General features: G+C 71.9%; 18 protein-coding genes and 1 pseudogene. 9 read left to right on the forward strand and 10 right to left on the reverse strand.

Annotated features, from left to right (window positions below; translation table 11 throughout):
• Positions 1-18 precede the first annotated feature (18 nt).
• From AB0I73_RS13490 to AB0I73_RS13505, 4 genes are all read left to right on the forward strand, one after another.
• Entirely contained in the window at positions 19-1,851 is a 1,833-nt protein-coding gene (locus tag AB0I73_RS13490; RefSeq protein WP_363036827.1) for an NAD(P)H-dependent oxidoreductase subunit E, read from the forward strand.
• Positions 1,848-2,708 (forward strand): 2Fe-2S iron-sulfur cluster-binding protein, encoded by an 861-nt coding sequence (locus tag AB0I73_RS13495; protein ID WP_363036829.1) that lies wholly within the window; start codon positions 1,848-1,850, stop codon positions 2,706-2,708. Before AB0I73_RS13490 ends, AB0I73_RS13495 begins: the two co-directional genes overlap by 4 nt.
• Before the next feature lie 35 nt (positions 2,709-2,743).
• Positions 2,744-3,592, forward strand: coding sequence for a formate dehydrogenase accessory sulfurtransferase FdhD (gene fdhD / locus AB0I73_RS13500; RefSeq protein ID WP_363036831.1), 849 nt, complete (start codon positions 2,744-2,746; stop codon positions 3,590-3,592).
• Between the two features lie 229 nt (positions 3,593-3,821).
• A complete protein-coding gene (locus AB0I73_RS13505; RefSeq protein ID WP_363036951.1) occupies positions 3,822-5,018 on the forward strand; it encodes a DUF4185 domain-containing protein in 1,197 nt (398 codons plus the stop codon).
• Here the strand turns inward: AB0I73_RS13505 and AB0I73_RS13510 are convergent.
• Complete coding sequence (locus tag AB0I73_RS13510; RefSeq protein WP_363036953.1) at positions 4,954-5,994, reverse strand: bile acid:sodium symporter family protein; 1,041 nt, start codon at positions 5,992-5,994, stop codon at positions 4,954-4,956. The genes AB0I73_RS13505 and AB0I73_RS13510 overlap by 65 nt on opposite strands.
• 257 nt (positions 5,995-6,251) lie before the next feature.
• Between AB0I73_RS13510 and AB0I73_RS13515 the strand changes: the two genes are divergently transcribed.
• Positions 6,252-7,181, forward strand: coding sequence for a LysR substrate-binding domain-containing protein (locus AB0I73_RS13515; RefSeq protein WP_363036955.1), 930 nt, complete (start codon positions 6,252-6,254; stop codon positions 7,179-7,181).
• Between the two features lie 84 nt (positions 7,182-7,265).
• Positions 7,266-8,093, forward strand: coding sequence for an aldo/keto reductase (locus AB0I73_RS13520; protein WP_363036833.1), 828 nt, complete (start codon positions 7,266-7,268; stop codon positions 8,091-8,093).
• A 262-nt stretch (positions 8,094-8,355) separates the two neighbouring features.
• Here AB0I73_RS13520 and AB0I73_RS13525 read toward each other — a convergent pair whose 3' ends face one another.
• On the reverse strand, positions 8,356-9,249 hold the full coding sequence (locus tag AB0I73_RS13525) for a class I SAM-dependent methyltransferase (protein WP_363036835.1): 894 nt from the start codon (positions 9,247-9,249) through the stop codon (positions 8,356-8,358).
• A gap of 170 nt (positions 9,250-9,419) precedes the next feature.
• On the reverse strand, positions 9,420-11,141 hold the full coding sequence (locus tag AB0I73_RS13530; RefSeq protein WP_363036837.1) for a glycoside hydrolase family 6 protein: 1,722 nt from the start codon (positions 11,139-11,141) through the stop codon (positions 9,420-9,422).
• 583 nt (positions 11,142-11,724) lie between these two features.
• Between AB0I73_RS13530 and AB0I73_RS13535 the strand changes: the two genes are divergently transcribed.
• Both AB0I73_RS13535 and AB0I73_RS13540 read left to right on the forward strand, forming a co-directional pair.
• Entirely contained in the window at positions 11,725-14,643 is a 2,919-nt protein-coding gene (locus AB0I73_RS13535; protein ID WP_363036839.1) for a glycoside hydrolase family 48 protein, read from the forward strand.
• 137 nt (positions 14,644-14,780) lie between these two features.
• Entirely contained in the window at positions 14,781-17,456 is a 2,676-nt protein-coding gene (locus tag AB0I73_RS13540) for a cellulose binding domain-containing protein (RefSeq protein ID WP_363036841.1), read from the forward strand.
• 102 nt (positions 17,457-17,558) lie between these two features.
• On the opposite strand, the pseudogene AB0I73_RS13545 reads toward AB0I73_RS13540, so the two are convergent.
• The 3 genes and pseudogenes from AB0I73_RS13545 to AB0I73_RS13555 form a co-directional block, all read right to left on the reverse strand.
• A pseudogene (locus AB0I73_RS13545) lies at positions 17,559-17,942 on the reverse strand (rhamnogalacturonan lyase); the annotation flags it as partial.
• Between the two features lie 85 nt (positions 17,943-18,027).
• Positions 18,028-18,786: a class I SAM-dependent methyltransferase gene (locus AB0I73_RS13550; RefSeq protein WP_363036843.1), complete on the reverse strand. Its 759-nt coding sequence runs from the start codon at positions 18,784-18,786 to the stop codon at positions 18,028-18,030.
• A 5-nt stretch (positions 18,787-18,791) separates the two neighbouring features.
• Positions 18,792-19,097, reverse strand: a complete 306-nt coding sequence (locus AB0I73_RS13555; protein WP_363036845.1) for a 4a-hydroxytetrahydrobiopterin dehydratase — start codon at positions 19,095-19,097, stop codon at positions 18,792-18,794.
• Between the two features lie 237 nt (positions 19,098-19,334).
• Between AB0I73_RS13555 and AB0I73_RS13560 the strand changes: the two genes are divergently transcribed.
• Entirely contained in the window at positions 19,335-20,198 is an 864-nt protein-coding gene (locus tag AB0I73_RS13560) for a helix-turn-helix transcriptional regulator (RefSeq protein ID WP_363036847.1), read from the forward strand.
• Here the strand turns inward: AB0I73_RS13560 and dnaK are convergent.
• The 4 genes from dnaK to AB0I73_RS13580 form a co-directional block, all read right to left on the reverse strand.
• A complete protein-coding gene (gene dnaK, locus AB0I73_RS13565) occupies positions 20,192-22,078 on the reverse strand; it encodes a molecular chaperone DnaK (protein WP_363036849.1) in 1,887 nt (628 codons plus the stop codon). The genes AB0I73_RS13560 and dnaK overlap by 7 nt on opposite strands.
• Before the next feature lie 186 nt (positions 22,079-22,264).
• Entirely contained in the window at positions 22,265-22,693 is a 429-nt protein-coding gene (locus AB0I73_RS13570; RefSeq protein WP_109376322.1) for an OsmC family protein, read from the reverse strand.
• 154 nt (positions 22,694-22,847) lie between these two features.
• The gene (locus AB0I73_RS13575) at positions 22,848-24,866 is read right to left on the reverse strand and encodes a phage holin family protein (protein WP_363036957.1); all 2,019 of its coding nucleotides are present in this window, start codon (positions 24,864-24,866) and stop codon (positions 22,848-22,850) included.
• A 195-nt stretch (positions 24,867-25,061) separates the two neighbouring features.
• Positions 25,062-25,463, reverse strand: a complete 402-nt coding sequence (locus AB0I73_RS13580) for a hypothetical protein (protein WP_363036851.1) — start codon at positions 25,461-25,463, stop codon at positions 25,062-25,064.
• Positions 25,464-25,542: the final 79 nt, after the last annotated feature.

Raw genomic sequence — 25,542 nt, forward strand, 5'->3', positions numbered from 1 at the left:
TCCAGTGAGGTGACGTAAGTGGACCTGCGCTTCGGTGACGGCGAACCGACGGACGAGGAGCGGGCGGCGGTCGACGCGCTGCTCGGTCCTCCCGAGTCCTCGTGGGAGGGTGCCGACCGCGACGGGACGCGGGCCGGCGATCTGAGGTGGGCCCGCGGCGGGCGGGAGGCCCGGGACCGCCGCGACCAGCTGCTGCCGGGGCTGCACGCGGTCAACGACCGGGTGGGCTGGATCAGCGAGGGCGCCCTGGACTACCTGTGCCGGCGGCTGACGGTGCCGCCGTCGGAGGCGTACGGGGTGGCCACGTTCTACGCGATGTTCTCCGTCAAGCCGCGCCCGGCGACCGTGCTGCACGTGTGCACGGACCTGGCGTGCGCGGCGGCCGGGGCCGGGGCGCTGTGCGCCGGGATCGAGTCGCGGCTCGGGCCCGGCAGCGGGGTGAGCGTCGAGCGCAGCCCCTGTCTGGGCCTGTGCGAACGCGCCCCGGCGGCCCTGGCGATCAGGGCCGGGGAGCCGGTGCGTACGGCGGTGTCGGCGCCGGCGACGGTGGACTCGGCGGTGCTCGCGGCGAGCGCGCCCGACGCCGCCCCCGAGGAGCCGGCGGCGGCGATGGCGGTGCCCCAGGCCGGGGACCCCTCGCTGACGCTGCTGCGCCGGGTCGGCGCGGTCGACCCGGCGTCGCTGGACGACTACCGTGCCCACGGCGGCTACGCGGCCCTGCGCCGGGCCTTCGCGCTGGGGCCGGCCGGGGTGATCCGGGAGGTCACCGACTCGGGCCTGGTCGGACGGGGCGGCGCCGCCTTCCCCACCGGCCGCAAGTGGCAGGCCACGGCGTCCCAGCCGGACCGGCCGCACTATCTCGTGTGCAACGCCGACGAGTCCGAGCCCGGGACCTTCAAGGACCGGGTGATCATGGAGGGCGATCCGTACGCGCTGGTGGAGGCGATGACCATCGCCGCCTACGCGACCGGCGCGCACAAGGGGTACCTCTATCTGCGCGGTGAGTACCCGCGAGCGCTCCACCGCATGCGGCACGCCGTCGACCAGGCGCGGGCGCGCGGCCTGCTGGGCGACGACGTCCTCGGCCAGGGGTACGCCTTCGACATCGAGATCCGGCGCGGCGCGGGCGCGTACATCTGCGGTGAGGAGACCGCGCTGTTCAACTCCATCGAGGGCCACCGGGGCGAGCCCCGCTCCAAGCCCCCCTTCCCGGTGGAGAAGGGCCTGTTCGGCAAGCCGACGGTGGAGAACAACGTCGAGACGCTCGTCAACGTCCTGCCCATTCTGACGATGGGCGCCCCGGCGTACGCGGCGATCGGCACCGAGCGGTCCACCGGCCCCAAGCTGTTCTGCGTGTCCGGCAGCGTCGGCCGGCCCGGGATCTACGAACTGCCGTTCGGCGCGACGCTGGGCGAGCTGCTGGAGCTGGCCGAGGTGCGCGACGGGCTGCGGGCGGTGCTGCTCGGCGGGGCGGCCGGCGGCTTCGTGCGCGCCGACGAGCTGGACATCCCCCTCACCTTCGAGGGCACCCGCCAGGCGGGCACGACGCTCGGCTCGGGGGTCGTGATGGCCTTCGACGACACCGTGCCGCTGCCCCGGCTGCTGCTGCGCATCGCACAGTTCTTCCGCGACGAGTCCTGCGGGCAGTGCGTGCCGTGCCGGGTCGGGACCGTGCGCCAGGAGGAGGCGCTCACCCGGATCGTGGAACGCACCGGCTCCGACGCCGCCGGTGACATCGCCCTGCTGCGCGAGGTGGGCAGCGCGATGCGGGACGCCTCGATCTGCGGTCTGGGCCAGACCGCGTGGAACGCCGTGGAATCCGCCATCGACCGTCTGGGGGCATACGAATGACCGTGACACCGCTGGGGATTCCCCGCCGCCTGCTGGAGTTCACCCTGGACGGCGAGCCGGTCAGGGCGCCCGAGGGGTCGACGATCCTGGACGCCTGCCGGGCGGCCGGGAAGGACGTCCCGACGCTGTGCGAGGGCGACACGCTGACGCCGAAGAACGCGTGCCGTGTGTGCGTGGTGGAGGTCGAGGGCTCGCGCACACTGGTCCCCGCCTGCTCGCGCAAGGCCGAGCCGGGCATGGAGGTGCGCACCGGCACCGAGCGGGCCCGGCACAGCCGGAAGGTGGTCCTCGAACTGCTCGCGTCCTCCGTCGACCTGTCGACCACCCCGCGGGCCGCCGAGTGGATCAAGGAGTACGAGGCGAAACCGGACCGCTTCGGCCCGGACGCGGCCCGGGTCGACGAGGAGCCGAGGGTCGACAACGACCTGTACGTGCGCGACTACGGCAAGTGCATCCTCTGCTACAAGTGCGTGGACGCCTGCGGCGACCAGTGGCAGAACTCCTTCGCGATCTCGGTCGCGGGCCGCGGTTTCGACGCGCGGATCGCGGTCGAACACGACGGTCCGCTGACCGAATCGGCGTGCGTGTACTGCGGGAACTGCATCGAGGTGTGCCCGACGGGCGCCCTGTCGTTCAAGTCGGAGTTCGACATGCGGGCGGCGGGCACCTGGAACGAGTCGGCGCAGACGCGGACGACGACGGTGTGCGCGTACTGCGGAGTGGGCTGCAACCTCACGCTGCACGTGCAGGACAATGAGATCGTGAAGGTCAGCTCACCGCACGACAATCCGGTGACCCACGGCAACCTGTGCATCAAGGGACGCTTCGGCTACCAGCACGTGCAGAACCGGGACTGACACCAGGAACGACCAGGAGACTGGGGACTGGGGACATGGGACGAGTCACAGAACGACGCAAGGTGGTCCGCATCCGCGACGGGGTGGTGTCCACCCGCCCGGACACGCTCGTCACCGAGGAGCCCCTGGAGATCCGGCTGAACGGGAAGCCGCTGGCGATCACGATGCGCACCCCGGGTGACGACTTCGCGCTGGCCGTCGGCTTCCTGGTCAGCGAGGGCGTCCTGGCGGCCGGCTCCGACCTGCGGAACGTCGTGTACTGCGCGGGGGCCACGGTGGACGGGTCGAACACGTACAACGTGGTGGATGTGCAGACCGCGCCGGGCGTGGCGATCCCGGACATCACGCTCGAGCGCAACGTGTACACGACCTCGTCCTGCGGCCTGTGCGGCAAGGCGAGTCTGGACGCGGTGCGCACCACGACCCGCCACCCGATCGCCGACAGCCCGCCCCTGCGCCTCACCCCGGAGCTGCTGGCCGCTCTGCCCGACCGGCTGCGCGCCTCCCAGCGGGTCTTCGACCGGACGGGCGGCCTGCACGCGGCGGCCCTGTTCGACGAGGACGGCGAGCTGCTGGACGTGCGGGAGGACGTGGGCCGGCACAACGCGGTCGACAAGCTGGTCGGCCGCGCGCTGCAGAACGGGAACCTGCCGCTGTCCCGGACCGTCCTGATGGTCTCCGGCCGTGCCTCCTTCGAGCTGGCGCAGAAGGCGGTCATGGCGGGCGTCCCGGTGCTGGCGGCCGTCTCGGCGCCGTCCTCGCTGGCCGTGGACCTGGCGGCGGAGACGGGGCTGACCCTCGTGGGGTTCCTGCGGGGCAGTTCCATGAACGTGTACGCGGGTGAGGACCGTATCGTCCTGCGGACCGCGGTCGCCCAGGGCTGACCGGTTCCCCGCGGCACGGCGGCGGGGTCCCTCCCGGCGGGGAGCGCCCCCTGCGCCGTGGGGGCCCCGCCTCGATGCATGACCACCGCACCATGGACCCGGGCCACGGCGGCCACTAACGTCCCGGAGCGTGCCCGACGACACAGCACGAGCACGCATACGGGAAGAAGTACGAGAAGCGGAACGCGCAGGGGTACGCGTACGGAGGAGGACGGCGGCCGGGGCACGCCTGCTGCTCGCGGCGGCGTCGGCGCTGCTCCTCGGCGCCGTGCTGGTCTCCGTCCTGCCGGAGGACGGTGACCGGGGACGGGACGACGGCGCCTGCGCGCCGCACACCGTCGCCTCCTGGGCCGCGGAGGACACCCTCACCGCCGAGTTCGCCCGCTACGGCGACGACGCCGCACGCACCGACGACTGGACGGGCGGCGACGGCACCCACTCGGTGCGGCTGCCCGACGGCCGGCTGCTGTGGCTGTTCTCCGACACCTACCTGGGCCGCGTGCACGGCCCGCCCAACCCGGTCGGCGAGTCCCACGCCTGGCGGGACCCCGCCACGCCGCTGGTGCGCAACTCCGCCGTCCTGATGCGCGACGGCCGGCTCGAGGCCACCCTCCCCGCCCCGCTCTTCCCCGACCCCGCGCCGGACCGGTGGCGCTGGCCGGTCGCCGCCCGGGTCGAGTCCCGCTCCCCCGGCTCCGCGGAGCGGGTCGTCCGGGTCGTGCTGTGGGTGCGCACGGCCGGGCAGCCCCCGTGGATCTACGGCGTGCCCACCGCCACCGAGGTCGCCACGCTCTCCCTGCCCGATCTGCGCCTGGAGTCGGTGGTGGAGGTGCTCGACCAGCGGAACGTCCCCGACCCGTCCCGCCGGGTCCTGTTCGGCACCACCCTGGTCGAGGAGGACGGCTGGACGTACGTCTTCGGCGGCGACGACGGCCGGGCCGTCTCCCGCGGGGCCTCCCACGCGTACGTGGCGCGGGTCGTGGAGGGCGGGCTCGCCGACCCGGCTGCCTGGGAGTACTGGAACGGCTCGGCGTGGCAGACCCGAGCCCGCCCCCGTCCGGTGCTCGGCGACGGACACCGCACCGGCGTGGGCAGCGCCTTCTCCGTGGTGCGGGACGGCGGGACGTACATCCTGTTCACGATGGCCGCGGGCGCCAAGGGACTGAGCACGGTGGCGTCGTACTGGTCCTGCTCCCCCGTCGGCCCCTGGCACGGACCGGCGAAGGAGTTCGCTCCCGCACTGCCTGAGGGCGGGACCGCCGCCTACAACCCGCAGACCCACCCGGAACTGGGCGACGACGGACGACTGGTGCTCAGCTACGACGTCAACCTGCTCGAGCCGTCCGGCGCCGCGGTGCCGCTCAGCCGGAACGTGTCCCTGTACCGGCCACGGTTCGTGACGATCCGGCTGGGGTCCGGACGGTGACGTCCACGTCCTCGGCGGTCCCCGCGTCGAGGGGGTCGGCGTCGTGCGAGCGGCGTTTGGCGATCACCGCGCAGACCATCAGCTGCATTTGGTGGAACAGCATCAGCGGCAGCACGGCCAGCGAGGCCTGCGCGCCGAACAACACGCTCGCCATGGGCAGTCCGGCGGCCAGGGACTTCTTCGAACCCGCGAACTGGATCGCGATCCGGTCCGCCCGGCCGAACTTCAGCGCCTTGGCGCCGTACCAGGTCAGCAGCAGCATCACGGCGAGCAGTACGGCCTCGACGGCGAGCAGGCCGCCCAGCCGGGCCGGGCTCACCTGGTTCCAGACACCCCGCACCATCCCCTGGCTGAACGCGGTGTAGACGACGAGCAGGATCGAGCCCCGGTCGACCAGTCCGAGCGCCTTGCGGTGGCGGGTGACGAACCCCCCGATCCAGCGGCGCAGCACCTGCCCGGCGACGAACGGCACCAGCAGCTGCAGCACGATCTTCGTCACCGAGTCGGCGGAGAACCCGCCGGTGCCCCCGCCCAGCAGCGCCGCCGCGAGCAAGGGGGTCGCCACGATGCCGACGAGTGAGGAGAAGGAGCCGGCGCAGATCGCGGCGGGCACGTTGCCGCGGGCGATGGAGGTGAAGGCGATGGACGACTGGATGGTGGACGGGACGAGCGTGAGGAAGAGCAGGCCCTGGTACAGGGGGTCGGTCAGCAGGACCGGGACGAACCCGCGGGCGGCCAGACCGAGCAGCGGGAAGACGACGAAGGTGCAGGCCAGGACGGTGCCGTGGAGCCGCCAGTGCCTCAGTCCGTCCAGTGCCTCGCGGGTGGAGAGCCGGGCGCCGTAGAGGAAGAAGAGGAGGGCGATGGCGGCGGTGGAGGCACCGGAGGCGAGATCGGCACCGGTGCCGCGCGCCGGGAGCAGTGCGGCCAGGCCCACCGTCCCCAGCAGGAGCAGGATGTACGGGTCGATCGGCATCCGGCTCGGCCGGTGCGGGCGTTTCACGGTGCTTCACTTGCTCCGTTCACTCGGGGCACCCCGGGACTCTCCGGGTCGCTCGGCGGTGCGGCGACGCGGCGGTTCTTCGCGTCGCTCGGGAATCCTTCGGGGCTCCGCCGCGCGGGCACGGCAAGCTCCTCTCCATCCTGCTCCCTCCCGCCGTGATCGGGAATCCCGTATACCGCTCTCACTGTCATCGCGTTCCGCGATAACCTGCCGGGGTGGCCGAGACCGAGATGTACGACCCCACGCAGCTGCGGACGTTCCTGTCCGTGGCGCACACGCTGTCCTTCACCCGGGCCGCTCGGCGCCTCGGGCTGCGGCAGTCGACGGTCAGCCAGCACGTGCGGCGCCTGGAGGACGCCACCGGGCGGCAGCTGTTCACCCGGGACACCCACTCCGTGGAGCTCACCGAGGACGGTGAGGCGATGCTCGGCTTCGCACGGCGGATCCTGGACGTGCACGAGCAGGCGGCGCAGTTCTTCGCCGGCACCCGGCTGCGCGGCCGGCTGCGGTTCGGCGCGTCGGAGGACTTCGTCCTGACCAGGCTGCCGGAGATCCTGGAGCGGTTCCGATACGAGCACCCGGAGGTCGACCTGGAGCTCACGGTCGAGCTGTCGGGCACGCTGCACGAGAAGCTGGCCGCGGGCGAGCTGGACCTGGTGCTGGCCAAGCGCCGGCCGAAGGATCCCCGGGGCGAGCTGGTGTGGCGCGACGAGCTGGTGTGGATCGGCGCGCAGAGGCTGCGCCTCGAACCGAACCGCCCGGTGCCGCTGATCGTCTATCCACCGCCGGGCATCACCCGGGAGCTCGCGCTGCGGGCGCTGGAGCGGCAGGGCCGTGAGTGGCGGATCGTGTGCACCAGCGGCAGCCTCAACGGCCTGCTCGCGGCGGCCCGCGCCGGGCTCGGCGTAATGGTGCACTCGCGCGGACTGATCCCGCCGGGACTGGTGCGGATGCCGGACCGGGCGGGGCTGCCGGAACCGGGCCGGGTGGACTTCGTGGTGGCGCACGGTCGGCGGCGTCCCTCGGCGCAGGGCGCGGCGCACGCGCTGGCGGCGGCGATCCTGGCGGGCGGAGACCGGTTGAAGCGCAGGGCGATCGAGAAGGCGTACGAGAAGGAGGTGGCGGAGGAGACGGAGGTGGCGGCGCCGTACCGCACGTGAATCGTGCCGTCCGGAATGCATCGGGAGCCGTGATCGTTGACGATGGGCGTGTCATCCGATCACAACCCGAAGGATCGAGAGCTCGTGAGCAAGGTCCCCCCGATCACCCTGAACAACGGCGTCGAGATGCCCCAACTGGGCTTCGGCGTCTGGCAGGTGCCGGACGCGGAGGCCGAGACGGCCGTCGCGGCGGCACTGGAGGCGGGCTACCGCAGCATCGACACCGCGGCGGCGTACGGCAACGAGGAGGGCACGGGCAGGGCGATCGCGGCCTCGGGGCTCCCCCGCGAGGACCTCTTCGTCACCACCAAGCTCTGGAACACCGACCACGGGTACGACTCCACCCTGCGCGCCTTCGACGCGTCCCTGTCGAGGCTCGGGCTGGACCATGTGGACCTGTACCTCATCCACTGGCCGACGCCGGCCCGGGGCCGCTACGTCGACACGTACCGGGCGTTCGAGAAGCTCTACGCCGAGGGCCGGGTCCGTGCCATCGGCGTGTCGAACTTCCAGCGCGAGCACCTGGAGCACCTGATCGCCGAGACGTCGGTCGTGCCGGCGGTCGACCAGATCGAGCTGCACCCGCATCTTCAGCAGCGCGCCGCCCGCGAGTACCACGCGCAGCAGGGCATCGCCACCGAGGCCTGGTCGCCGCTGGGCCAGGGCAAGGGCCTGCTGGAGGTCCCGGCGATCGTGGCCATCGCGCAGAAGCACGGCCGTACTCCCGCCCAGGTCGTGCTGCGCTGGCACATCCAGCTCGGCAACGTCGTCATCCCCAAGTCGGTGACGCCGTCCCGCATCAAGGAGAACATCGACGTCTTCGGGTTCAGTCTGGACACCGAGGACCTCGCGGCGATCAGTGCCCTCGACGAGGGCCGCAGGCTGGGCCCGGACCCGGCGACGCTGAACTGACCCGCCGGCCTCCGAGGCACGGAACGCGGCGGCCCCCGGTACTGCTGCACGGCCCGGGAGGCCGCCGCGCGTGTGGCAGGTCCGACCGGTGTCCAGTGCCTCGGCAGGCAGCGTTTGCCCGTCAAGGAGCGGCGTCATGGGGGTGCCACCTGCTCATGGGGGTCCCCCCTGTTCGAGCGAAGCCGAGAACTCGGGGGAGAAGCCGAGAGCTCGGGGGCGCGTGCCGGGCGTCGCGACGGGGCGAACGTTGCCTGCCGGGGCACTACACCGGCCGGACCGCCGTGTGCACGGTGTGGGCGGAGAGGACGAAGAGATCGGGGCGGTGGTGCAGGCTCGCCGCGTCGTCCGGGTCGAGGAGACGGTCGAGGGTGGCGCGGTCCTCGGCGTCCACACCGTCGGCGAGCCTCTCACGGACGTAGCCCAGAGTGGCGACGACGTAGGCGCGGGCACGGTCCGTGACCGGGGCGGGAAGGTCGAGGAGGAAGGTGCGGGAGCGGGCGTGGTGCAGACCGGCCGCGGTCAGCAGCGCCGGCCAGTCCTCGGTGTGCGCGACGGCGCCGGTCAGTTCGGTGCGCATGTGGGTGAACCAGTCGGCCTGCACGGCGTCGAGGCGGGCCTGGAGCCCCGGCCGTCCGATGCCGATGTCGCGCGGCAGGTACCGGGTGGGCAGGCCGCCCTCCATCACGGCCAGCGTGCCGCCGGGCGCGAGCCGGGCGGCGTAGGCGGCGAGTGCGGCGCGCTGGTCGCCCAGGTGGTGGACGCTGCGGCTGGCCCACAACAGGTCGGCGGGGTAGTCCAGTTCGTCGAGCACGCCGGGAAGCTCACCGGCGAGGGTGTCGAAGCGGTCGCCGACGCCGTACCGGGCGGCGCGCTCCGCCGCCCGCTCCAGCAGCGGGGCGGAGCCGTCGACGGCCACGATGCGGGCGCCCTCGAAGACCTCGGCGAACAGACATGAGATGACACCCGGCCCGCTGCCCGCGTCCACGATCAGTCCCGGTTCCGTCACCTCCTTCGCGAGCCAGCCGAGGGCCCGTTCGTACAGGGGCGTGAACAGTTCGGCCTCCGATTCGAGCAGGGACGCCATCTCGGCCCAGTCGATGTCGGTGTGCGTGCCCGTGCCCGTGTGGTCGTGCTTGTGGTGATGGTGGTGCGCCATGGTGGTCAGCCTCTCCGCTCGGATGCGGACAGAGTGCGCCGACGCACCGGGCGGAGGCCAGTGATGTTGCCGCTTCCGCAAAACGGTTTCCCGAAACGGGTCGGTCCGCCGGGACCGGGGCCGGGCGCGCGGCCCGGTCCCTCGGCCCCGGCGGACCAGGGGTCAGCCGGTCAGGACAGCGGCGGGTACGCGTTCCTCATCAGCTCCTGGAACTGGGCGGAGAACCAGTGCCCGGAGACCGGGGCGTCCGGCAGGGCGCCCGACATGTTGTTGTCGTTCCTCGGGTTGCCCGTGTACGTCGGGTCGCACATCCGGTCGAAACCCTTGCCCTCGTCGTTGTCGATGACCTTGCTCGCGCCATCGGACTCGCCCGGGGGCTTCATCCACACGTAGGCGTCGATCCCGGGCTCCGGTGCGGCCTTCGGCCGCTCCCCGAGGCCCGCACCCTTCTGGTTGCACCAGTTGCCCGTGTTGAATCGGCGGTCGTAGCGGCCGCCGTCGACGTAGGTGTCCACGCTGGTCGTGGCGCCGGGCCCGGTGGGCCGGGCGGTGCCGCCCCAGCCGTTGCGGGAGGTGTCGATCAGCATGCCGATCTTCGAGTCGAAGCCGAGCGAGACCAGCTTCTCGCGCAGGGCCTTGGCGTACGACAGTTCGTCGACGTAACGGTTCCAGCTGACCCACTTGGACTCGCGCACCGACTTGCCGGCCACGGTCTGGTCGACCGAGAAGTTGTTCTCCTTCAGCGCGCTGTAGTTGGCGGTGTTGGCGATGAAGCCGTGGACGTCGGCCACGGTCGCGCCCTCGGCGGTGGCGGCCTGCTTGAACACCTCCGCGGAGGCCCCGAAGTTGTCGTCCCAGCCCAGCCAGCCGTGGTGGCCGGCGTCCACGTAGTTGTAGACGTTGGGCACGTCACCGAGCTTGTTCAGGGCGTAGCCCACGCCCTTGACGTAGTTGCCGTTGGCCTTCATCACGTCGCAGTTGGGCGTGGCGGTGGCCCGCGGGGAGACGTTGGTGACCAGGTTGGGCAGCGAGTCGATCTCGACCGTGGTGACGATCCGCAGCGAGGCGTACTTCGGGTCGGCGAGGATCTTGGCGATCGGGTCGATGTACTGCGTCTTGTACTTGTCGATCTCCGTGGCGCCGAGTTCGCCGTTGGAGGCGAGCGCGGCGCAGTCGCGGCCGGGCAGGTTGTAGATGACCACCTGGAAGACGAGTTCGCCCGAGCCCTTCTGCCGCAGGGCCTCGTCGAGGTGGGCACGCAGACCCATCTTGCCGTTGGCCCCGTTGATGGCGGCGGTGCGGTCCATCCAGACACCGGTGGGCTGGTTCGCGATGCGGCTGCCGCCCGGCTCGGCGGCGGCCTTCGCGGACCACTCGGGGTTCACGTACACCTTGGCGCCGGCGTAGGGGTTGTCGACCCGGGCGCCCTGGGGCGGCGGGTCGGTCGGGCCCGGCGGGTCGGTGGGCCCGCCGGAGTCGACGTTGCAGGTCACGCCGTCGAGGGTGAAGGCGGCCGGGATCGCGTTGGTGCCGCTGTAGGTGCCCTGGAAGCCGAAGCTCGCCGAACCCCCGGTGGCCAGCGTGCCGTTGTAGGACTCGTTGGCGGCGGTGACGGCGGCGCCGGACTGGGTGAGCTTGGCGTTCCAGCCGCTGGTGATCTTCTGGTTGCCGGCGTACGACCACTTCACCGCCCACGACGACTTGGCGGCGCCGTGGTTGGTGACCGTCACGGACGCGGTGAAGCCGGTGTCCCACTGGTTCTGCACCTGGTAGTCGACGGTGCAGGGGACGGCGGCGGCGCCTGCGCCGCCGGGAACGGCGGCGTAGGCCGTCCCGGCGGCACCGGCGACCAGTGCCGTGGCAGCGAGGAGCGCGGTTCTGGTACGACTCATGAGTGCGGGTTTCCTATCCGTAGGGGGCTGTCCGTAGGGGGCTGTCCGTCGGGGCGCGCGTGGCTCGCGCGGCCCGGTGCCGTACGGCGTGGGGGTACCTCGGGCTCAGGATCAGGACGGGGTCCGGTCCGCGGTCCGGGACGTTCGGGGCCGGACCGGCCATGAGGGGTCCCACGGGAGTGCGCTGTCCCCGCGTCGGGGGTACGGGTGGCGCCGTCGAGCCGGGACACCGCGGATCCGGTGCCGGCGTCCCTCGGGGAGGCGGTGGCGGACTGCTCCACCGCGCAAGGCTGGGGCGGGGCTAAAAGTACTGAACGCGGGGGGTGCCGCATGAGCGACTCCTTGCAGTTCGGACGCGCCGTGACGGACGCGTCGACTGATGGAACCGCTCCCACTGGTGTCCATGAAGCTAGCGCCAAGTGACGGCAAAGAACAGAGGGGTTGCTGACTTTCGCCCCACTCGGGCCGTCGAATCTTTTCGACTCTCCACAAGCCTTGACCGCTCCGGGCCCCGTCCCCACTATGGGAGCGCTCCCACTGGTTCAAGCCTTGACATCTCCGAGTCGCAGGAGGAACCAGCACCATGCGCCCCCCACCCAGAAGACGCCGCGGTGCGCGGCGACTGTGGACCGCCGCGGCGGCCGCTCTCGCGCTTCCGCTGACGCTGCTGTCATCAGGATCAACTCCCGCTCAGGCTGCGGCTGTCCAGTGCAGCGTGGACTACCGGACGAACGACTGGGGCTCCGGCTTCACCGCGGATCTGACGCTCACCAACCGCGGCACGGACCCCATCGACGGCTGGACGCTGACGTACGACTACGCGGGCAACCAGAAGCTCGCGAACGGCTGGAACGGCAGTTGGTCGCAGTCCGGGAGGACCGTGACCGTGAAGGACGCCGGGTACAACGCCCGGATCGCCGCCGGCGGCGCCGTCACGACCGGCGCCCAGTTCTCCTACAGCGGCACCAACGCCGCACCCACGTCCTTCGCGATCAACGGCACCGCCTGCACCGGTGCCCACCAGCCGCCGATCGCCGTGCTGACCAGCCCCGAGGCCGGCTCCGTCCACACCCAGGGGGAGACCGTCCCGCTCGCGGCGACCGCGGCGGCGGCCGACGGCGCCACGATCACCAAGGTGGAGTTCTACGACGACACCGTGCTGCTGGGCACGGACAGCAGCGCACCGTTCACCCTCTCGGTCGCCGGCTTGACCGTGGGCAGTCATTCACTGGTGGCGAAGGCCTACGACAGCATGGGGGCCTCCGCGAGCTCGACCCCGGTCGGCATCACGGTCGCCTCGGGCCCCGCCGTGGTGGCCACCCCCTCCCAACTGGGCGTCAAACAAGGTGAGTCGGGCACGTACGAGGTGAAGCTGTCGAAGCAGCCGAGCGGGAACGTGACCGTCACGACGACCCGTGCGAGCGGTAACTCGGGGCTGTCGGTCACCGGGGGCGCCTCGCTCACCTTCACACCGTCGAACTGGAACACCGCGCAGAAGGTGACCGTCGCCGCCAACGGCTCCGGCACCGGCTCGGCGGTCTTCGAGTCCGCCGCACCGGGGCACGCCAAGGCCGCGGTCACGGTGACGCAGCTGGGCGCGACCAAGACGTACGAGGCGCGGTTCCTGGAGCTGTACGGCAAGATCACCGACCCGGCGAACGGCTACTTCTCTCCCGAGGGCATCCCGTACCACTCGGTCGAGACGCTGATCGTCGAGGCGCCGGACCACGGTCACGAGACCACCTCGGAGGCGTACAGCTACCTGCTGTGGCTGCAGGCCACGTACGGCAAGGTGACCGGTGACTGGTCGAAGTTCAACGGGGCCTGGGACATCATGGAGCGGTACATGATCCCCACCCGCGCCGACCAGCCGACCAACTCCTTCTACAACGCCTCGAAGCCGGCGACCTACGCGCCCGAGTACGACACCCCGAACGAGTACCCGTCCGCGCTCGACACGGGTGCTCCGGTCGGTCCCGACCCGATCGCGGCCGAGCTGAGGTCCGCCTACGGCACGGACGAGGTCTACGGCATGCACTGGCTGCAGGACGTCGACAACGTCTACGGCTACGGCAACGAGCCGGGCAAGTGCGAGGCCGGCCCGACGGCGACCGGCCCGTCCTACATCAACACCTTCCAGCGCGGCCCGCAGGAGTCGGTGTGGGAGACCGTCCCGCAGCCCACCTGCGACGCCTTCAAGTACGGCGGGAAGAACGGCTACCTGGACCTGTTCACCAAGGACGCCTCGTACGCCAAGCAGTGGAAGTTCACCAACGCCCCGGACGCCGACGCGCGCGCCGTGCAGGCCGCGTACTGGGCGGACAAGTGGGCCAAGGAGCAGGGCAAGGGCTCCCAGGTCTCCGCGACCGTCGCCAAGGCCGCGAAGATGGGTGACTACCTGCGCTACGCCATGTTCGACAAGTACTTCAAGAAGATCGGCAACTGCGTGGGGCCGTCGTCCTGCCCGGCCGGCACCGGCAAGGACTCCTCGCACTACCTGCTGTCCTGGTACTACGCGTGGGGCGGTGCCACCGACTCCTCGGCGGGCTGGGCCTGGCGCATCGGCTCCAGCCACGCGCACGGCGGCTACCAGAACCCGTTCGCCGCGTACGCGCTGAGCACCTACGCGCCGCTGAGGCCGAAGTCGGCGACCGGCGCGGACGACTGGGCCAAGTCGATGCAGCGGCAGCTGGAGTTCTACCGCTGGCTGCAGTCCTCCGAGGGCGGCATCGCGGGCGGCGCGACCAACAGCTGGGCGGGCCGGTACGCCACCCCGCCGGCCGGCACGCCGACCTTCTACGGCATGTACTACGACGAGAAGCCGGTCTACCACGACCCGCCGTCCAACCAGTGGTTCGGCTTCCAGGCCTGGTCGATGGAGCGGGTCGCCGAGCTGTACCAGCAGACCGGCAACGCGCTCGCCAAGTCGGTCCTCGACAAGTGGGTCGACTGGACGCTGTCCGAGACCACGGTCAACCCGGACGGCACCTTCCGGATCCCGTCGACGCTCCGCTGGTCGGGCAGGCCCGACACGTGGAACGCCACGAGCCCCGGTGCCAACAACGGTCTGCACGTCACCGTCGTCGACTACACCAACGACGTCGGTGTGGCGGGCGCGTACGCCAGGGCCCTGACGTACTACGCCGACCGCTCCGGTGACACCGAGGCCGCGGCCACCGCGAAGAAGCTCCTCGACGGCATGTGGACCCACCACCGGGACGCCCTCGGCGTCGCCGTCCCGGAAACCCGCACCGACTACAACCGCTTCGACGACCCGGTCCACGTCCCCAGCGGCTGGACCGGCACCATGCCCAACGGCGACGCGATCAACGCCTCGTCGACGTTCGACTCGATCCGCTCCTTCTACCGGGACGACCCGGCCTGGTCGAAGATCGAGTCCTATCTGGCGGGCGGCGCCGCGCCCACCTTCACGTACCACCGGTTCTGGGCCCAGGCCGACATCGCCCTGGCTCTGGGCTCGTACGCGGAGCTGCTCGAATAGCCCCCGCCGGCGCTCCGTGTGCCGGCCCCGGCACCTGACGCCGGGGCCACGGCGGCCGGGCGGGTCCCCTCGCGCACGGGGGACCCGCCCGGCCCTCGCACGCTCCCTCTCCCCCCACTTCGAGGAAGGACCTCACCGTGCGAAGAACCCGCGTCCTGACGGCCGTGCTCACGCTGGCGGCCGGCCTGCTCACGGGCGGCCCGCCCGCCCTGGCCGCCGGCGCCCCGGAGCCGGCCACCGCCCTCGCCGCCGACACCTACACCTGGAAGAACGCCCGCATCGACAGCGGCGGCTTCGTCCCCGGCATCGTCTTCAACCGCAGCGAGCGGAACCTGGCCTACGCCCGCACCGACATCGGCGGCGCCTACCGGTGGCAGAAGGCGCCGAAGACCTGGACCCCGCTGCTGGACTCGGTCGGCTGGGACGACTGGGGCCACACGGGCGTGGTCAGCATCGCCTCCGACTCCGCCGACCCCGACCGGGTGTACGCGGCGGTCGGCACGTACACCAACGACTGGGACCCGAAGAACGGCGCGGTGCTGCGCTCCACCGACCGGGGCGCGAGCTGGCGCAAGGCCGACCTGCCGTTCAAGCTGGGCGGGAACATGCCGGGCCGGGGCATGGGGGAACGCCTGGCCGTCGACCCGAACCGCAACAGCGTGCTCTATCTGGGCGCGCCCAGCGGGAAGGGGCTGTGGCGGTCGACCGACTCGGGGGCGAGCTGGTCGCGGGTGGCGAACTTCCCCAACGTCGGGAACTACGCGCAGGATCCGAGCGACACCTCCGGGTACGCCAGTGACAACCAGGGGATCGTCTGGGTCACCTTCGACGAGTCCACGGGGACGTCCGGCCGTGCGACGAGGACGGTCTACGTCGGGGTCGCCGACAAGGAGAACGCCGTGTACCGGTCCACCGACGCGGGCGCGACCTGGGAACGGCTGGCCGGGCAGCCGACGGGGTACCTCGCCCACAAGGGCGTGCTCGACACCGGGAACGGCCACCTGTACCTCTCCTACAGCGACTCGGGCGGCCCGTACGACGGGGGCGAGGGACGGCTGTGGCGGTACGCCACCGCGACCGGCACCTGGACCGACGTCAGCCCCGTGGCCGAGGCCGACACGTACTACGGCTTCAGCGGACTGACGGTGGACCGGCAGGACCCGGGCACGGTGATGGCCACCGCCTACAGCTCCTGGTGGCCGGACACCCAGATCTTCCGCTCCACCGACAGCGGCGCGACCTGGACCCGGGCCTGGGACCACACCTCGTACCCGAACCGCGAGAACCGGTACACGATGGACGTCTCGTCCGTGCCGTGGCTCACCTGGGGCGCCCACCCCTCCCCGCCCGAACAGACCCCGAAGCTCGGCTGGATGACCGAAGCGCTGGAGATCGACCCCTTCGACTCGGACCGCATGATGTACGGCACGGGTGCGACGATCTACGGCACCGAGAACCTCACGGACTGGGACGGCGGCTCGAAGTTCACCGTCACGCCGATGGTGCGCGGCCTGGAGGAGACGGCCGTCAACGACCTCGCCTCTCCCCCGTCGGGCGCGCCGCTGCTCAGCGCGCTCGGCGACATCGGCGGCTTCCGGCACACGGACCTGGCCAAGGTCCCGTCGATGATGTTCACCCAGCCCACCTTCACCTCGACGACGAGCCTGGACTTCGCCGAGTCGAACCCGAACACCGTGGTCCGGGTCGGCGACCTGGACTCCGGCCCGCACATCGCGTTCTCCACCGACAACGGCGCCCACTGGTTCGCGGGGACGGACCCTTCCGGCGTCAGCGGCGGCGGGACGGTCGCGGCGGCGGCCGACGGCAGCCGGTTCGTGTGGAGCCCCCGGGGCGCCGGCGTGTACCACACGAGCGGTTTCGGCACGTCCTGGTCGGCGTCGTCCGGCATCCCGGACGGGGCGGTCGTGGAGTCCGACCGGGTGGATCCGAAGACCTTCTACGGCTTCAAGTCCGGGAAGTTCTACGTCAGTAGGGACGGCGGCGCGACGTTCAGGGCATCGGCGGCGACCGGTTTGCCCGGCGGTGACAGCGTGCGGTTCAAGGCGCTGCCGGGCGCCGAGGGCGACATCTGGCTGGCCGGCGGGGCGAGCGACGGTGCGTACGGGCTGTGGCACTCCACCGACGGCGGGAAGAGCTTCACCGCACTGCGGGGCGTCGACGAGGCCGACACCATCGGCTTCGGCAAGGCGGCGCCGGGCGCCTCGTACCAGACGCTCTTCACCAGCGCGAAGATCGACGGGGTGCGCGGCATCTTCCGCTCCACGGACCGGGGTGAGAGCTGGACCCGCATCAACGACGATGCCCACCAGTGGGGTTGGACGGGTGCGGCGATCACCGGCGACCCGCGGGTGTACGGCAGGGTGTACGTGGCGACCAACGGCCGCGGCATCGTCTACGGCGACACCTCGGCCACCGGGGGCGGGGACGACGGCGGCGGAGGCACCGGTCCCGGCCCGGATCCGGGGCCGACGGGCGCCTGCGCCGTGTCCTACGAGATCATCAACCAGTGGCCCGACGGTTTCCAGGCCCAGGCCCAGGTGACCAACACCGGTTCGACAGCCTGGAACGGCTGGTCGCTGACCTGGGCGTTCCCGGACGGTCAGCGGGTGTCCCAGCTCTGGAACGGGGCCCACACACAGTCCGGTTCGGCGGTGACGGTGCGCAACACCGACTGGAACGGCACCGTCGCGGCGGGCTCGTCGGTCGGTTTCGGCTTCACGGCGAGCCGTTCGGCGACGAACACGGAACCGACCGCCTTCGAACTGGACGGGCGGGCCTGCACGGTGACGTGATCCGGCGGGAGAACCCACACGGGGCACGTGCCCCGTGGTCCGAGCTCTCGGTCCTCAGGGTGTGTAGACCGCCGGCCGGGGCGGGGTCGGCATGTTGGCGCCGCGGAACTGGACGGCGTGCACGGAGTCGCCCTGCTCGACGCCGTTCACGACGGCGCGGACGGTGTGGTCGGCGTGGGAGGGGGCGCCGGAGTGGAAGAACGTGGTGGAGCCGGTGACCGGGCCGGAGTTGACCTTCGTACCGGCCCGGTAGACGTTGAAGGAGACGTTGTCCGGGTCGGTGCCGAGCCAGCGCCGACTGACCAGGTTGCCGCTGCCGTTGTACACGCTGACCACGCCCCGGTCGAGCCTCTCGACCTGCCGTGCGGTGGCGGCCTCGGCGGTGTCGGTGCCGAGTCCGGTGAGCCCGGCCCCGGCGAGGGCCGCGGCGGTGAGGACCGCGGGGAGGGCGAACCGGCGTCCGCGTTGCCTGTGGGGATGCTGCACGAGACGGACCTCCAGAGAGGACGAATGGGTTTCGCCCCTCAGTCGCCACCGGCCCCACTCGGGTTGCCGTACTCCGCAGGGGAGTTCACCCGTCCCCGGGCACCGGCGGCTTCCGGAACGCCCGTAGTCGGAAGACCGGGTCCGGGCGGGGGCGGTCCTGGTCGGGGAGGGCGGCGAGGGCGGCGGCGAAGCCGTCGGCGCGGGGGTCGCCCGGGGGCAGGGTGACGAACCAGCCGCGGCGCAGGTCGGCGATGGTGCGGCGGGGGCTGCGGCCCTGACCGTGGCCCCGGAACACGGCCTGTCCGGCCGGGACCAGGCCGTGTTCGGCGGCGCGGGCCGTCACGTCTGCGGCGGCGTCGTGCACCGGGCTGCGCGGGCGGGCGGCGAGGACGGCGTCGATGTCACTGCCCACACGGTGCGAGGCGCCCTTGTCGACGGTGGTGACGTACACCCCGCCGGGCCGCAGGACCCTGGCGCACTCGCCGATGAGGGCCCGCACGTCCTCCGGGCCGGACACCAGGTGCAGCAGCCACACGCTGACGACGGCGTCGAACCGGGCGTCGCCGAACGGCAGTCGGCGGCCGTCGGCGCGGACCACGGCCCCGGGCAGTCGGGCCGCCGCCCTCCGGGCCATCGCCGACGCGAGGTCGACACCGGTCACGCGCAGGCCGTCCCGGGCGGCGGGGAAGCGCCGGGTCACGATGCCGGTGCCGCAGGCCATGTCCAGCAGATCCCGCGCGCCGGCCGGTATCAGGGCCAGTACCGCCGCCGCGGCCGCGGCGGCCCGGGGCTCACCGCCGCGTGAGGCGTCGTACCGTTCCGCTTCCTCGTCGTAGTCGAGCACACACCTCAGTGTGCACCGTGAGAGGGCGCCAAGTCCTGTACTCTGCGCGCCAGTTCGAGGTCCTTCTCGGTGACGGCGCCGCCCGCGCTGTGCGTCTGGACGGCCAGGGACACGGTGTTGTAGCCGAGGGTGAGGTCGGAGTGGTGGTTCAGCTCCTCCTGCACCTGGGCGACGTGGACGACCATCGCCGTCGCCGCGAAGTGGGAGCCGAGCCGGTAGGAACGGGTGAGGCGGCCGCCGTCGAGCGCCCAGCCCGGCAGGTCGGCCAGCCGCTCCTCGATCTCCTTCGGCGACAGCGGTTCGTCGGACATGGGCACGCTCCTCTTCGGTCCCCTGCGGGCCGGTTCCTGCGGTGGCGGGGCTCCGTCCCAGCGTGCCACAGGAGGAGTCGCGAGGCCCTGGTCAAGGCGGTGCGGCTCCCCCGTACGGCGCCTTCCCGGCCGAGGACCGGGATCGCCCGGAGCAGGGGCGCCGGCCCGCGACCCGTGAGAGGGTCGGTGCGGCATGGCAGACTGAACCGGTGTCCGGGGGCGTTGGGGAGACGTGGCGTGAGTGAACGGCGGGCCGCACCCACCGTGGGCCAGGTGGTGCTCGGCAGGCGGCTGCAGGAACTGCGGGAGACGGCGGGCCTCACCCGTGAGGAGGCCGCCCGGGTGCTGCGGGTGGCCCCCGCGACCGTACGGCGGATGGAGACGGCCGAGGTCGCGCTGAAGATCCCGTACGTCCAGATCCTGCTGACGGCCTACGGGGTGCGGCAGAGCGAGGCGGCCGCGTTCATCGGGCTCGCGGAGGACGCGAACCGTCCGGGCTGGTGGCAGCGGTTCCACGACGTGCTGCCCGACTGGTTCAGCCTGTACGTGAGCCTCGAGGGCGCCGCTCGCATCATCCGCTCCTACGAGCCGCACTTCGTGCCGGGGCTGCTGCAGACGGAGGACTACGCACGTGCCGTCCTGGAGGCCGGGACGATCGGGAACCAGGAGCCGGAGGCGGTCGAGCGGCATGTGTCGCTGCGTCTGGAGCGGCAGCGGCTCCTCGAACGGCCGGATCCGCCCCACCTGTGGGTGATCATCGAGGAGACGGTGCTGCGCAGGCCGGTGAGCGTGGACGGCCGGGTGATGCGCGACCAGTTCGACAGGCTGCTGGAGTGGTCCGAGCGGGACCGGATCACCATCCAGGTCGCCGAGTTCGCCGACGGCCCGCACCCGGGGACGTACGCGCCGTTCTCGCTGTTCCGTTTCGCCGAGCCGGAGCTGCCGGACATGGTGTTCACCGAGTATCTGACCGGCGCCCTGTATCTGGACTCCCGCAAGGAGGTCTCGGCGCACCTGGAGGTCCTGGACCACATGGTGGCGCGGGCCGCCACCACCCAGCACACCCAGAAGCTGCTGCGGGAGTTCCGGGACGGCTACTGAGCACCGCGCCCCTCCTTCCCGCGGTCCCCGTCACCTCCGCCCTTCTCGTCGTCGACGATCTCCGCGTCGACGACGCCCTCCTCCTCCTGCGGTGCGGTGTGCTGCCCGGCGTCGCCGGGGGACGTCCGGTCGGCCTGGGCGTACATCGCCTGCCCCATCTTCTGGCTGACCGCGGCGAGTTTCTCGACGCCGGCACGCAGGGCGGCCGTGTCGGCGGACTGCTCCAGCAGGGGCTTGAGCTCCGCGACGGCGGCCTCGACCTCGGACTTGGTTTCCGCGGGGATGCGGTCACCGTTGTCCCGGATGAAATTCTCGGTCTGGTAGACGAGTTGCTCGGCCTGGTTGCGGGTTTCGGCGGCTTCGCGGCGCTTGCGGTCCTCGTCGGCGTACTGCTCGGCCTCGCGCATCATGCGGTCGATGTCGTCCTTGGGCAGCGCCGAGCCGCCGGTGACGGTCATCTTCTGTTCCCGGCCGGTGGCGAGGTCCTTGGCGGAGACGTGCATGATGCCGTTGGCGTCGATGTCGAAGGCCACCTCGATCTGCGGGACGCCGCGCGGCGCCGGGGGCAGACCGGTCAGGTCGAAGACGCCGAGCTTCTTGTTGTACGCCGCGATCTCGCGTTCGCCCTGGTAGACCTGGATACCGACCGAGGGCTGGTTGTCGGTGGCCGTGGTGAAGGTCTCCGAACGCCGGGTCGGGATGGTGGTGTTGCGTTCGATCAGTTTGGTCATGATGCCGCCCTTGGTCTCGATGCCGAGGGACAGCGGGGTGACGTCGAGCAGCAGCACGTCCTTCACGTCGCCGCGGATGACGCCCGCTTGGAGGGACGCTCCCACGGCGACGACCTCGTCCGGGTTGACGCCCTTGTGCGGGTCCTTTCCGGTGAGTTCGCGGACCAGGTCGGTCACGGCGGGCATCCGGGTGGAGCCGCCGACGAGGATGACGTGGTCGACCGCGGAGAGCTTGACGCCGGCGTCCTTGACCGCCTGGTGGAAGGGCGTCTTGCAGCGCTCCAGCAGGTCGGCGGTGAGTTCCTGGAACTGGGCCCGGGTGAGTTTCTCGTCCAGGTGCAGCGGGCCGTCGGCGGAGGCCGTGATGTAGGGCAGGTTGACGGTGGTCTCGGAGGAGGAGGACAGCTCGATCTTGGCCTTCTCGGCGGCCTCCCGCAGCCGTTGCACGGCCATCTTGTCCTGCGCCAGGTCGATGCCGTACTGGTTCTTGAAGCGCTGGGCGAGATGCTCGAGGAGGCGCTGGTCCCAGTCGTCGCCGCCGAGATGGGTGTCACCGTTGGTGGCCTTCACCTCGATGACTCCGTCGCCCATCTCCAGGAGCGACACGTCGAAGGTGCCGCCGCCCAGGTCGAAGACGAGGACGGTCTGCTCGTTCTCCTTGTCCAGGCCGTACGCGAGGGCCGCCGCCGTGGGCTCGTTGATGATCCGCAGGACCTTCAGCCCGGCGACCTCCCCGGCCTCCTTGGTGGCCTGCCGCTGGGCGTCGTCGAAGTACGCCGGGACGGTGATCACGGCGTCCGTGATGTCCTCGCCCAGGTAGGCCTCCGCGTCCCGCTTCAGCTTCTGCAGCACCCGGGCGGACAGTTCCTGCGCCCGGTAGCGGGTGCCGTCCACGGTGCCCTGCTCGGGGAAGTGCCACTGGCTGTCGCCCATGTGCCGCTTGACCGAGCGGGCGGTGCGGTCGACGTTCGTCACTGCCTGCCGTTTGGCGACCTCGCCGACGAGCACCTCGCCGTTCTTGGCGAAGGCCACCACCGAGGGGGTGGTCCGTGCGCCCTCCGCGTTGGCGACGACGGTCGGCTCACCGCCCTCCAGCACGGCCACCACCGAGTTCGTGGTTCCCAGGTCGATTCCGACCGCACGTCCCATCGCTGTCCCCTTCCGCCAGGGCACACCTCTTCGGACCTCAAGGCTTCCAGCACAAAACTTGAGCGGGCTGTTGTCAATAGTTTACGTGGGCTGTTTGTCAACCGCTCGTTCAGGCGGCCACACCCGCAGGCCGCCCCGACGGGGCGGCCTGCGGGTGTGCTGCGGTGTGCTGCGGGGGCCGACGAGTCAGGAGAGCTTCGCCGTCAGCGTGATCTCGGTACCCTTCAGCGCCTGGCTGACCGGGCAGTTGACCTTGGCGTCCTCGGCCGCGGACTGGAAGGCCGCCTCGTCCAGGCCGGGGACGGTGGCCTCCACGGTGAGGTGGATCCCGGTGATGCCCTCGCCGGGCACGAAGGTGACGTCGGCGGAGGTCACCAGGCGGGTCGGCGGGTTGCCGGCCTTGTCGAGGATGTTGGAGAAGGCCATCGAGTAGCAGCTGGAGTGCGCGGCGGCGATCAGCTCCTCGGGGCTGGTCCTGCCGTTCGCCTCCTCCGCCCGCGACGCCCAGGTGACCGGCTGCTCACCGATGCTGCCGGAGGAGTCGAAGGTGACGACCCCGCTGCCCTTGAAGAGGTTGCCTTCCCAAACGGTGTGTGCGGAGCGCGTGGCTGCCATGACGCATCCTTTCGAAGATGTCCGGCCGTGTGTCCGGTCCGTGCTCTGTCCGGGGCCGCCCGGGTCACCGGGATTCCCGACCCCATCCGATCACACTACGGCTCGACTCACCCGCAGGACCGGCCCCTCACCCGGAAGACCGGCCCTCCTCGGTTCAGGCCGCGCGCTCCTGGCCGGGACGGGTCGGATGGGCGAAGTCACCGGACTCGGCCAACCAGCGGCGCAGTACCCGGTGGACCTGTTCGGCACCGACGAGTTCGGTTCCGTCGGCGACCGGCGGGGACAGCGCGACCGGGGACAGCAGGAAGGGGTGGGACTGGGCGCCGCCGAGGCCTCCGTGGGAGCCGATCTGCTCCTCGAAGGCGTGGACCTCCCCGGTGGCGGGGTCGTGGAAGGAGTTGACCATGATGTCGGCGGTGTGCGGGAAGGAGTGGGTGCGGCGTACGACGTCGGCGGCGCCCGGCCCGAACGCGGCCAGGGGCCCGGGATCGTCGTCGAGTGCGTCGAGGGGGACCTCCGCGCCGTGCGGGCCGAGGACGACACCGCCGTGCCGTTCGCTGCGCACCAGCAGGAAGCCGATGCCGGGGTGGTTGGCGAGGGTCGGCAGCAGTGCCGGATGGCGGGCGTCGATCTCCTCCTTGCTCATCCGGTGCGGCACGTCCGGGAAGGAGACCAGGCCGAGGTTGCCGGAGGCCAGCACGACGGGCTCGGAGCCGCGCGGGGGACGGTACTGCTCGACGCCCTCCTCGACCGGCCGGTGCAGTGCCGCCCGGACCGCCGCGCGGGCCTCGGCGCCGCTGTGGGTGCGCCGCGCGCGGCGCGGTACGGGCAGTCCGCAGCCGGCCCGGACCAGGTCGCCGAGGGTGAGGCCGTAGCGGGCGCGGAAGGTCTCGCCGGGGCTCTGGCCGTGGTCGGAGAGGACGACGATCCGGTACGGACGGGGGGCGTGCCCGGCGACGTGCTCGATCAGGGCGAGGGAGCGGTCGAGGCGTTCCAGGACCTTCTCGGTGTCCCGGCTCGCGGGGCCGGAGTGGTGGGCCACCTCGTCGTAGGCGACCAGGTCGGCGTAGACGGAGGTGCGGCCGGCCAGCAGGTCGCCCATGACGGCGGCGACGACCACGTCCCGCTGGACGACGGTCGCGAAGGCCCGCACGAACGGGTAGAGCCCGCCGCGGGACACGCGTGGGAGCTGCTCGGTCCACCGGGCCCGGGTGGACTGGGCGATCTCGCGGACCACCTCGGCACCGAAGGACAGGGCGGTGCGCACGGCGTTGGCGGGGTCGGAGAAGTAGGCGAAGTAGCCCGAGCGGGAGCGGTTCTCCCGGGTGCGGCGGCGTGCGGTGATGGACAGCACCAGGGCCTGTTCGCCGGCGCCGCCGCTGAACAGGTTGCCGCGGCTGGCGCCGTCGGCGGCCAGCAGCCCGGCGTGGCCGGCGTGGCGGGCGGCCCGCCGCTGCAGCTCCACGGCGCTGGTGGGCCGGTTGCAGACCATCACCTCCCGGCGGTCCTTCTCGTACCAGCGGAAGGCGGGGACGTCGTGGTTGCTGCCGTGCAGGATGGCTAGCTGACTGGCGCCGGTCTGGCTGGACCAGTCGGTGTGCCAGGAGACGAGACGGTGGGAGGGGGGACGGGTGTCGTCGGCGCCGAGCCAGCGGGCGACGGTCGGCATCAGGCCCCGGTCGACCGCGTGCAGCAGGACGTCGTGGCCGACGCCGTCCAGTTGCAGGAAGACGGTGCCGTGGGTGGCCGGGACGGGCGGTGCGGAGCCGCGGCGGCGGTAGGCGAGCCGGTAGAGGCGGCGGCGGTAGGCGTCGTCGTCGCGCACGGCGAGGGCGGCTCCGGTGGCGGAGGCGACGGCGGACATCACGGCGGCGACCACGACCGCGGTCTCCCACGCGGCGGTCCCGCGTTCGATCGGGTTGAGCCGCAGCGCCAGCAGCAGCAGCGCGCCGTTGAGGAAGAACACCAGCAGGCCGAGGACGAGTGCCGGTACGAGCAGCAGCAGCCGCACCAGCAGCGGCCACACCAGCGCCGACAGCAGACCGAAGGCACCGGCGCCGAGCGCGGCGGTGACCGCGATGTCGGTGGCGCTGTCGCCGTCGGCGGAGCGCAGCCGGAAGTCGGGGAGGATGCCGGCGAGCACCAGCATGGTGAGGGTGGCGACCGCCCACACGGTGACGCTCCGCCCGATCTGACTGGCGATCCGTCGCCACCGCACGCCGCCCACGCCCAGTCCACCTCACGTCCCGGCTCGTCGCCGCCAGCCAGGGCGGCCTGCGAACCGGCCCCTGCCCGTACCCACCCTGCCACAACGTCCGGAAGTGCCGATTCGTCCCCCGGGGGGCCCGGGAAAAGGGCCGGGGGCGGCTCAGCGGCCGTCGTAGCCGGCCGTCGGCATGGACAGGCGGCGGTGCACCCGGGCCTTCATCGCGGCGTCGTACGCCGGTTCGGCGCGGCCGACGGTCTCCACCCGTACCCCGCGCCGCGCGCACTCGGCGGTGAACTCCTCGACGGAGGCCAGGGCGCTCTCCAGCACCCGGCGGCTGGGTGCCACGAACAGATCGGCGCCCGCCCGTACGCCGTCCCACAGAAGGCCGTGGTCGCAGCGCAGTCCCCGCACCAGCAGCTCCCGGGTCACCACGTAGCCGCGTTCGCGGGCCCAGTGGGCGCACATCTCGTGCTGACTGCGAAAGTCCACGAGGAAGGGGTCGGCGTCCAGTTCCGCCAGCGGTGTCAGACTCGCGATCGCCGTCACCCGCAACGCCCCCATGGCGCCCCCTCACCTCCGGACTGCGTCGCCGACCCTACTCCTGCGCGTAGGCTTCGGGGAGTCGCGGAGGGAGGCGAAG

The sequence above is a fragment of the Streptomyces sp. NPDC050388 genome, assembly GCF_040655635.1.
Classification (GTDB): Bacteria; Actinomycetota; Actinomycetes; order Streptomycetales; family Streptomycetaceae; genus Streptomyces.

Coding starts and splice junctions, on each gene's coding strand:
- AB0I73_RS13495 (WP_363036829.1), top strand. CDS start 1,848: ATGACCGTGACACCGCTGGGGATTCCCCGCCGCCTGCTGGAGTTCACC.
- fdhD (WP_363036831.1), top strand. CDS start 2,744: ATGGGACGAGTCACAGAACGACGCAAGGTGGTCCGCATCCGCGACGGG.
- AB0I73_RS13510 (WP_363036953.1), bottom strand. CDS start 5,994: ATGCCGATCGACCCGTACATCCTGCTCCTGCTGGGGACGGTGGGCCTG.
- AB0I73_RS13515 (WP_363036955.1), top strand. CDS start 6,252: ATGTACGACCCCACGCAGCTGCGGACGTTCCTGTCCGTGGCGCACACG.
- AB0I73_RS13525 (WP_363036835.1), bottom strand. CDS start 9,249: ATGGCGCACCACCATCACCACAAGCACGACCACACGGGCACGGGCACG.
- AB0I73_RS13530 (WP_363036837.1), bottom strand. CDS start 11,141: ATGAGTCGTACCAGAACCGCGCTCCTCGCTGCCACGGCACTGGTCGCC.
- AB0I73_RS13535 (WP_363036839.1), top strand. CDS start 11,725: ATGCGCCCCCCACCCAGAAGACGCCGCGGTGCGCGGCGACTGTGGACC.
- AB0I73_RS13555 (WP_363036845.1), bottom strand. CDS start 19,097: ATGTCCGACGAACCGCTGTCGCCGAAGGAGATCGAGGAGCGGCTGGCC.
- dnaK (WP_363036849.1), bottom strand. CDS start 22,078: ATGGGACGTGCGGTCGGAATCGACCTGGGAACCACGAACTCGGTGGTG.
- AB0I73_RS13570 (WP_109376322.1), bottom strand. CDS start 22,693: ATGGCAGCCACGCGCTCCGCACACACCGTTTGGGAAGGCAACCTCTTC.
- AB0I73_RS13580 (WP_363036851.1), bottom strand. CDS start 25,463: ATGGGGGCGTTGCGGGTGACGGCGATCGCGAGTCTGACACCGCTGGCG.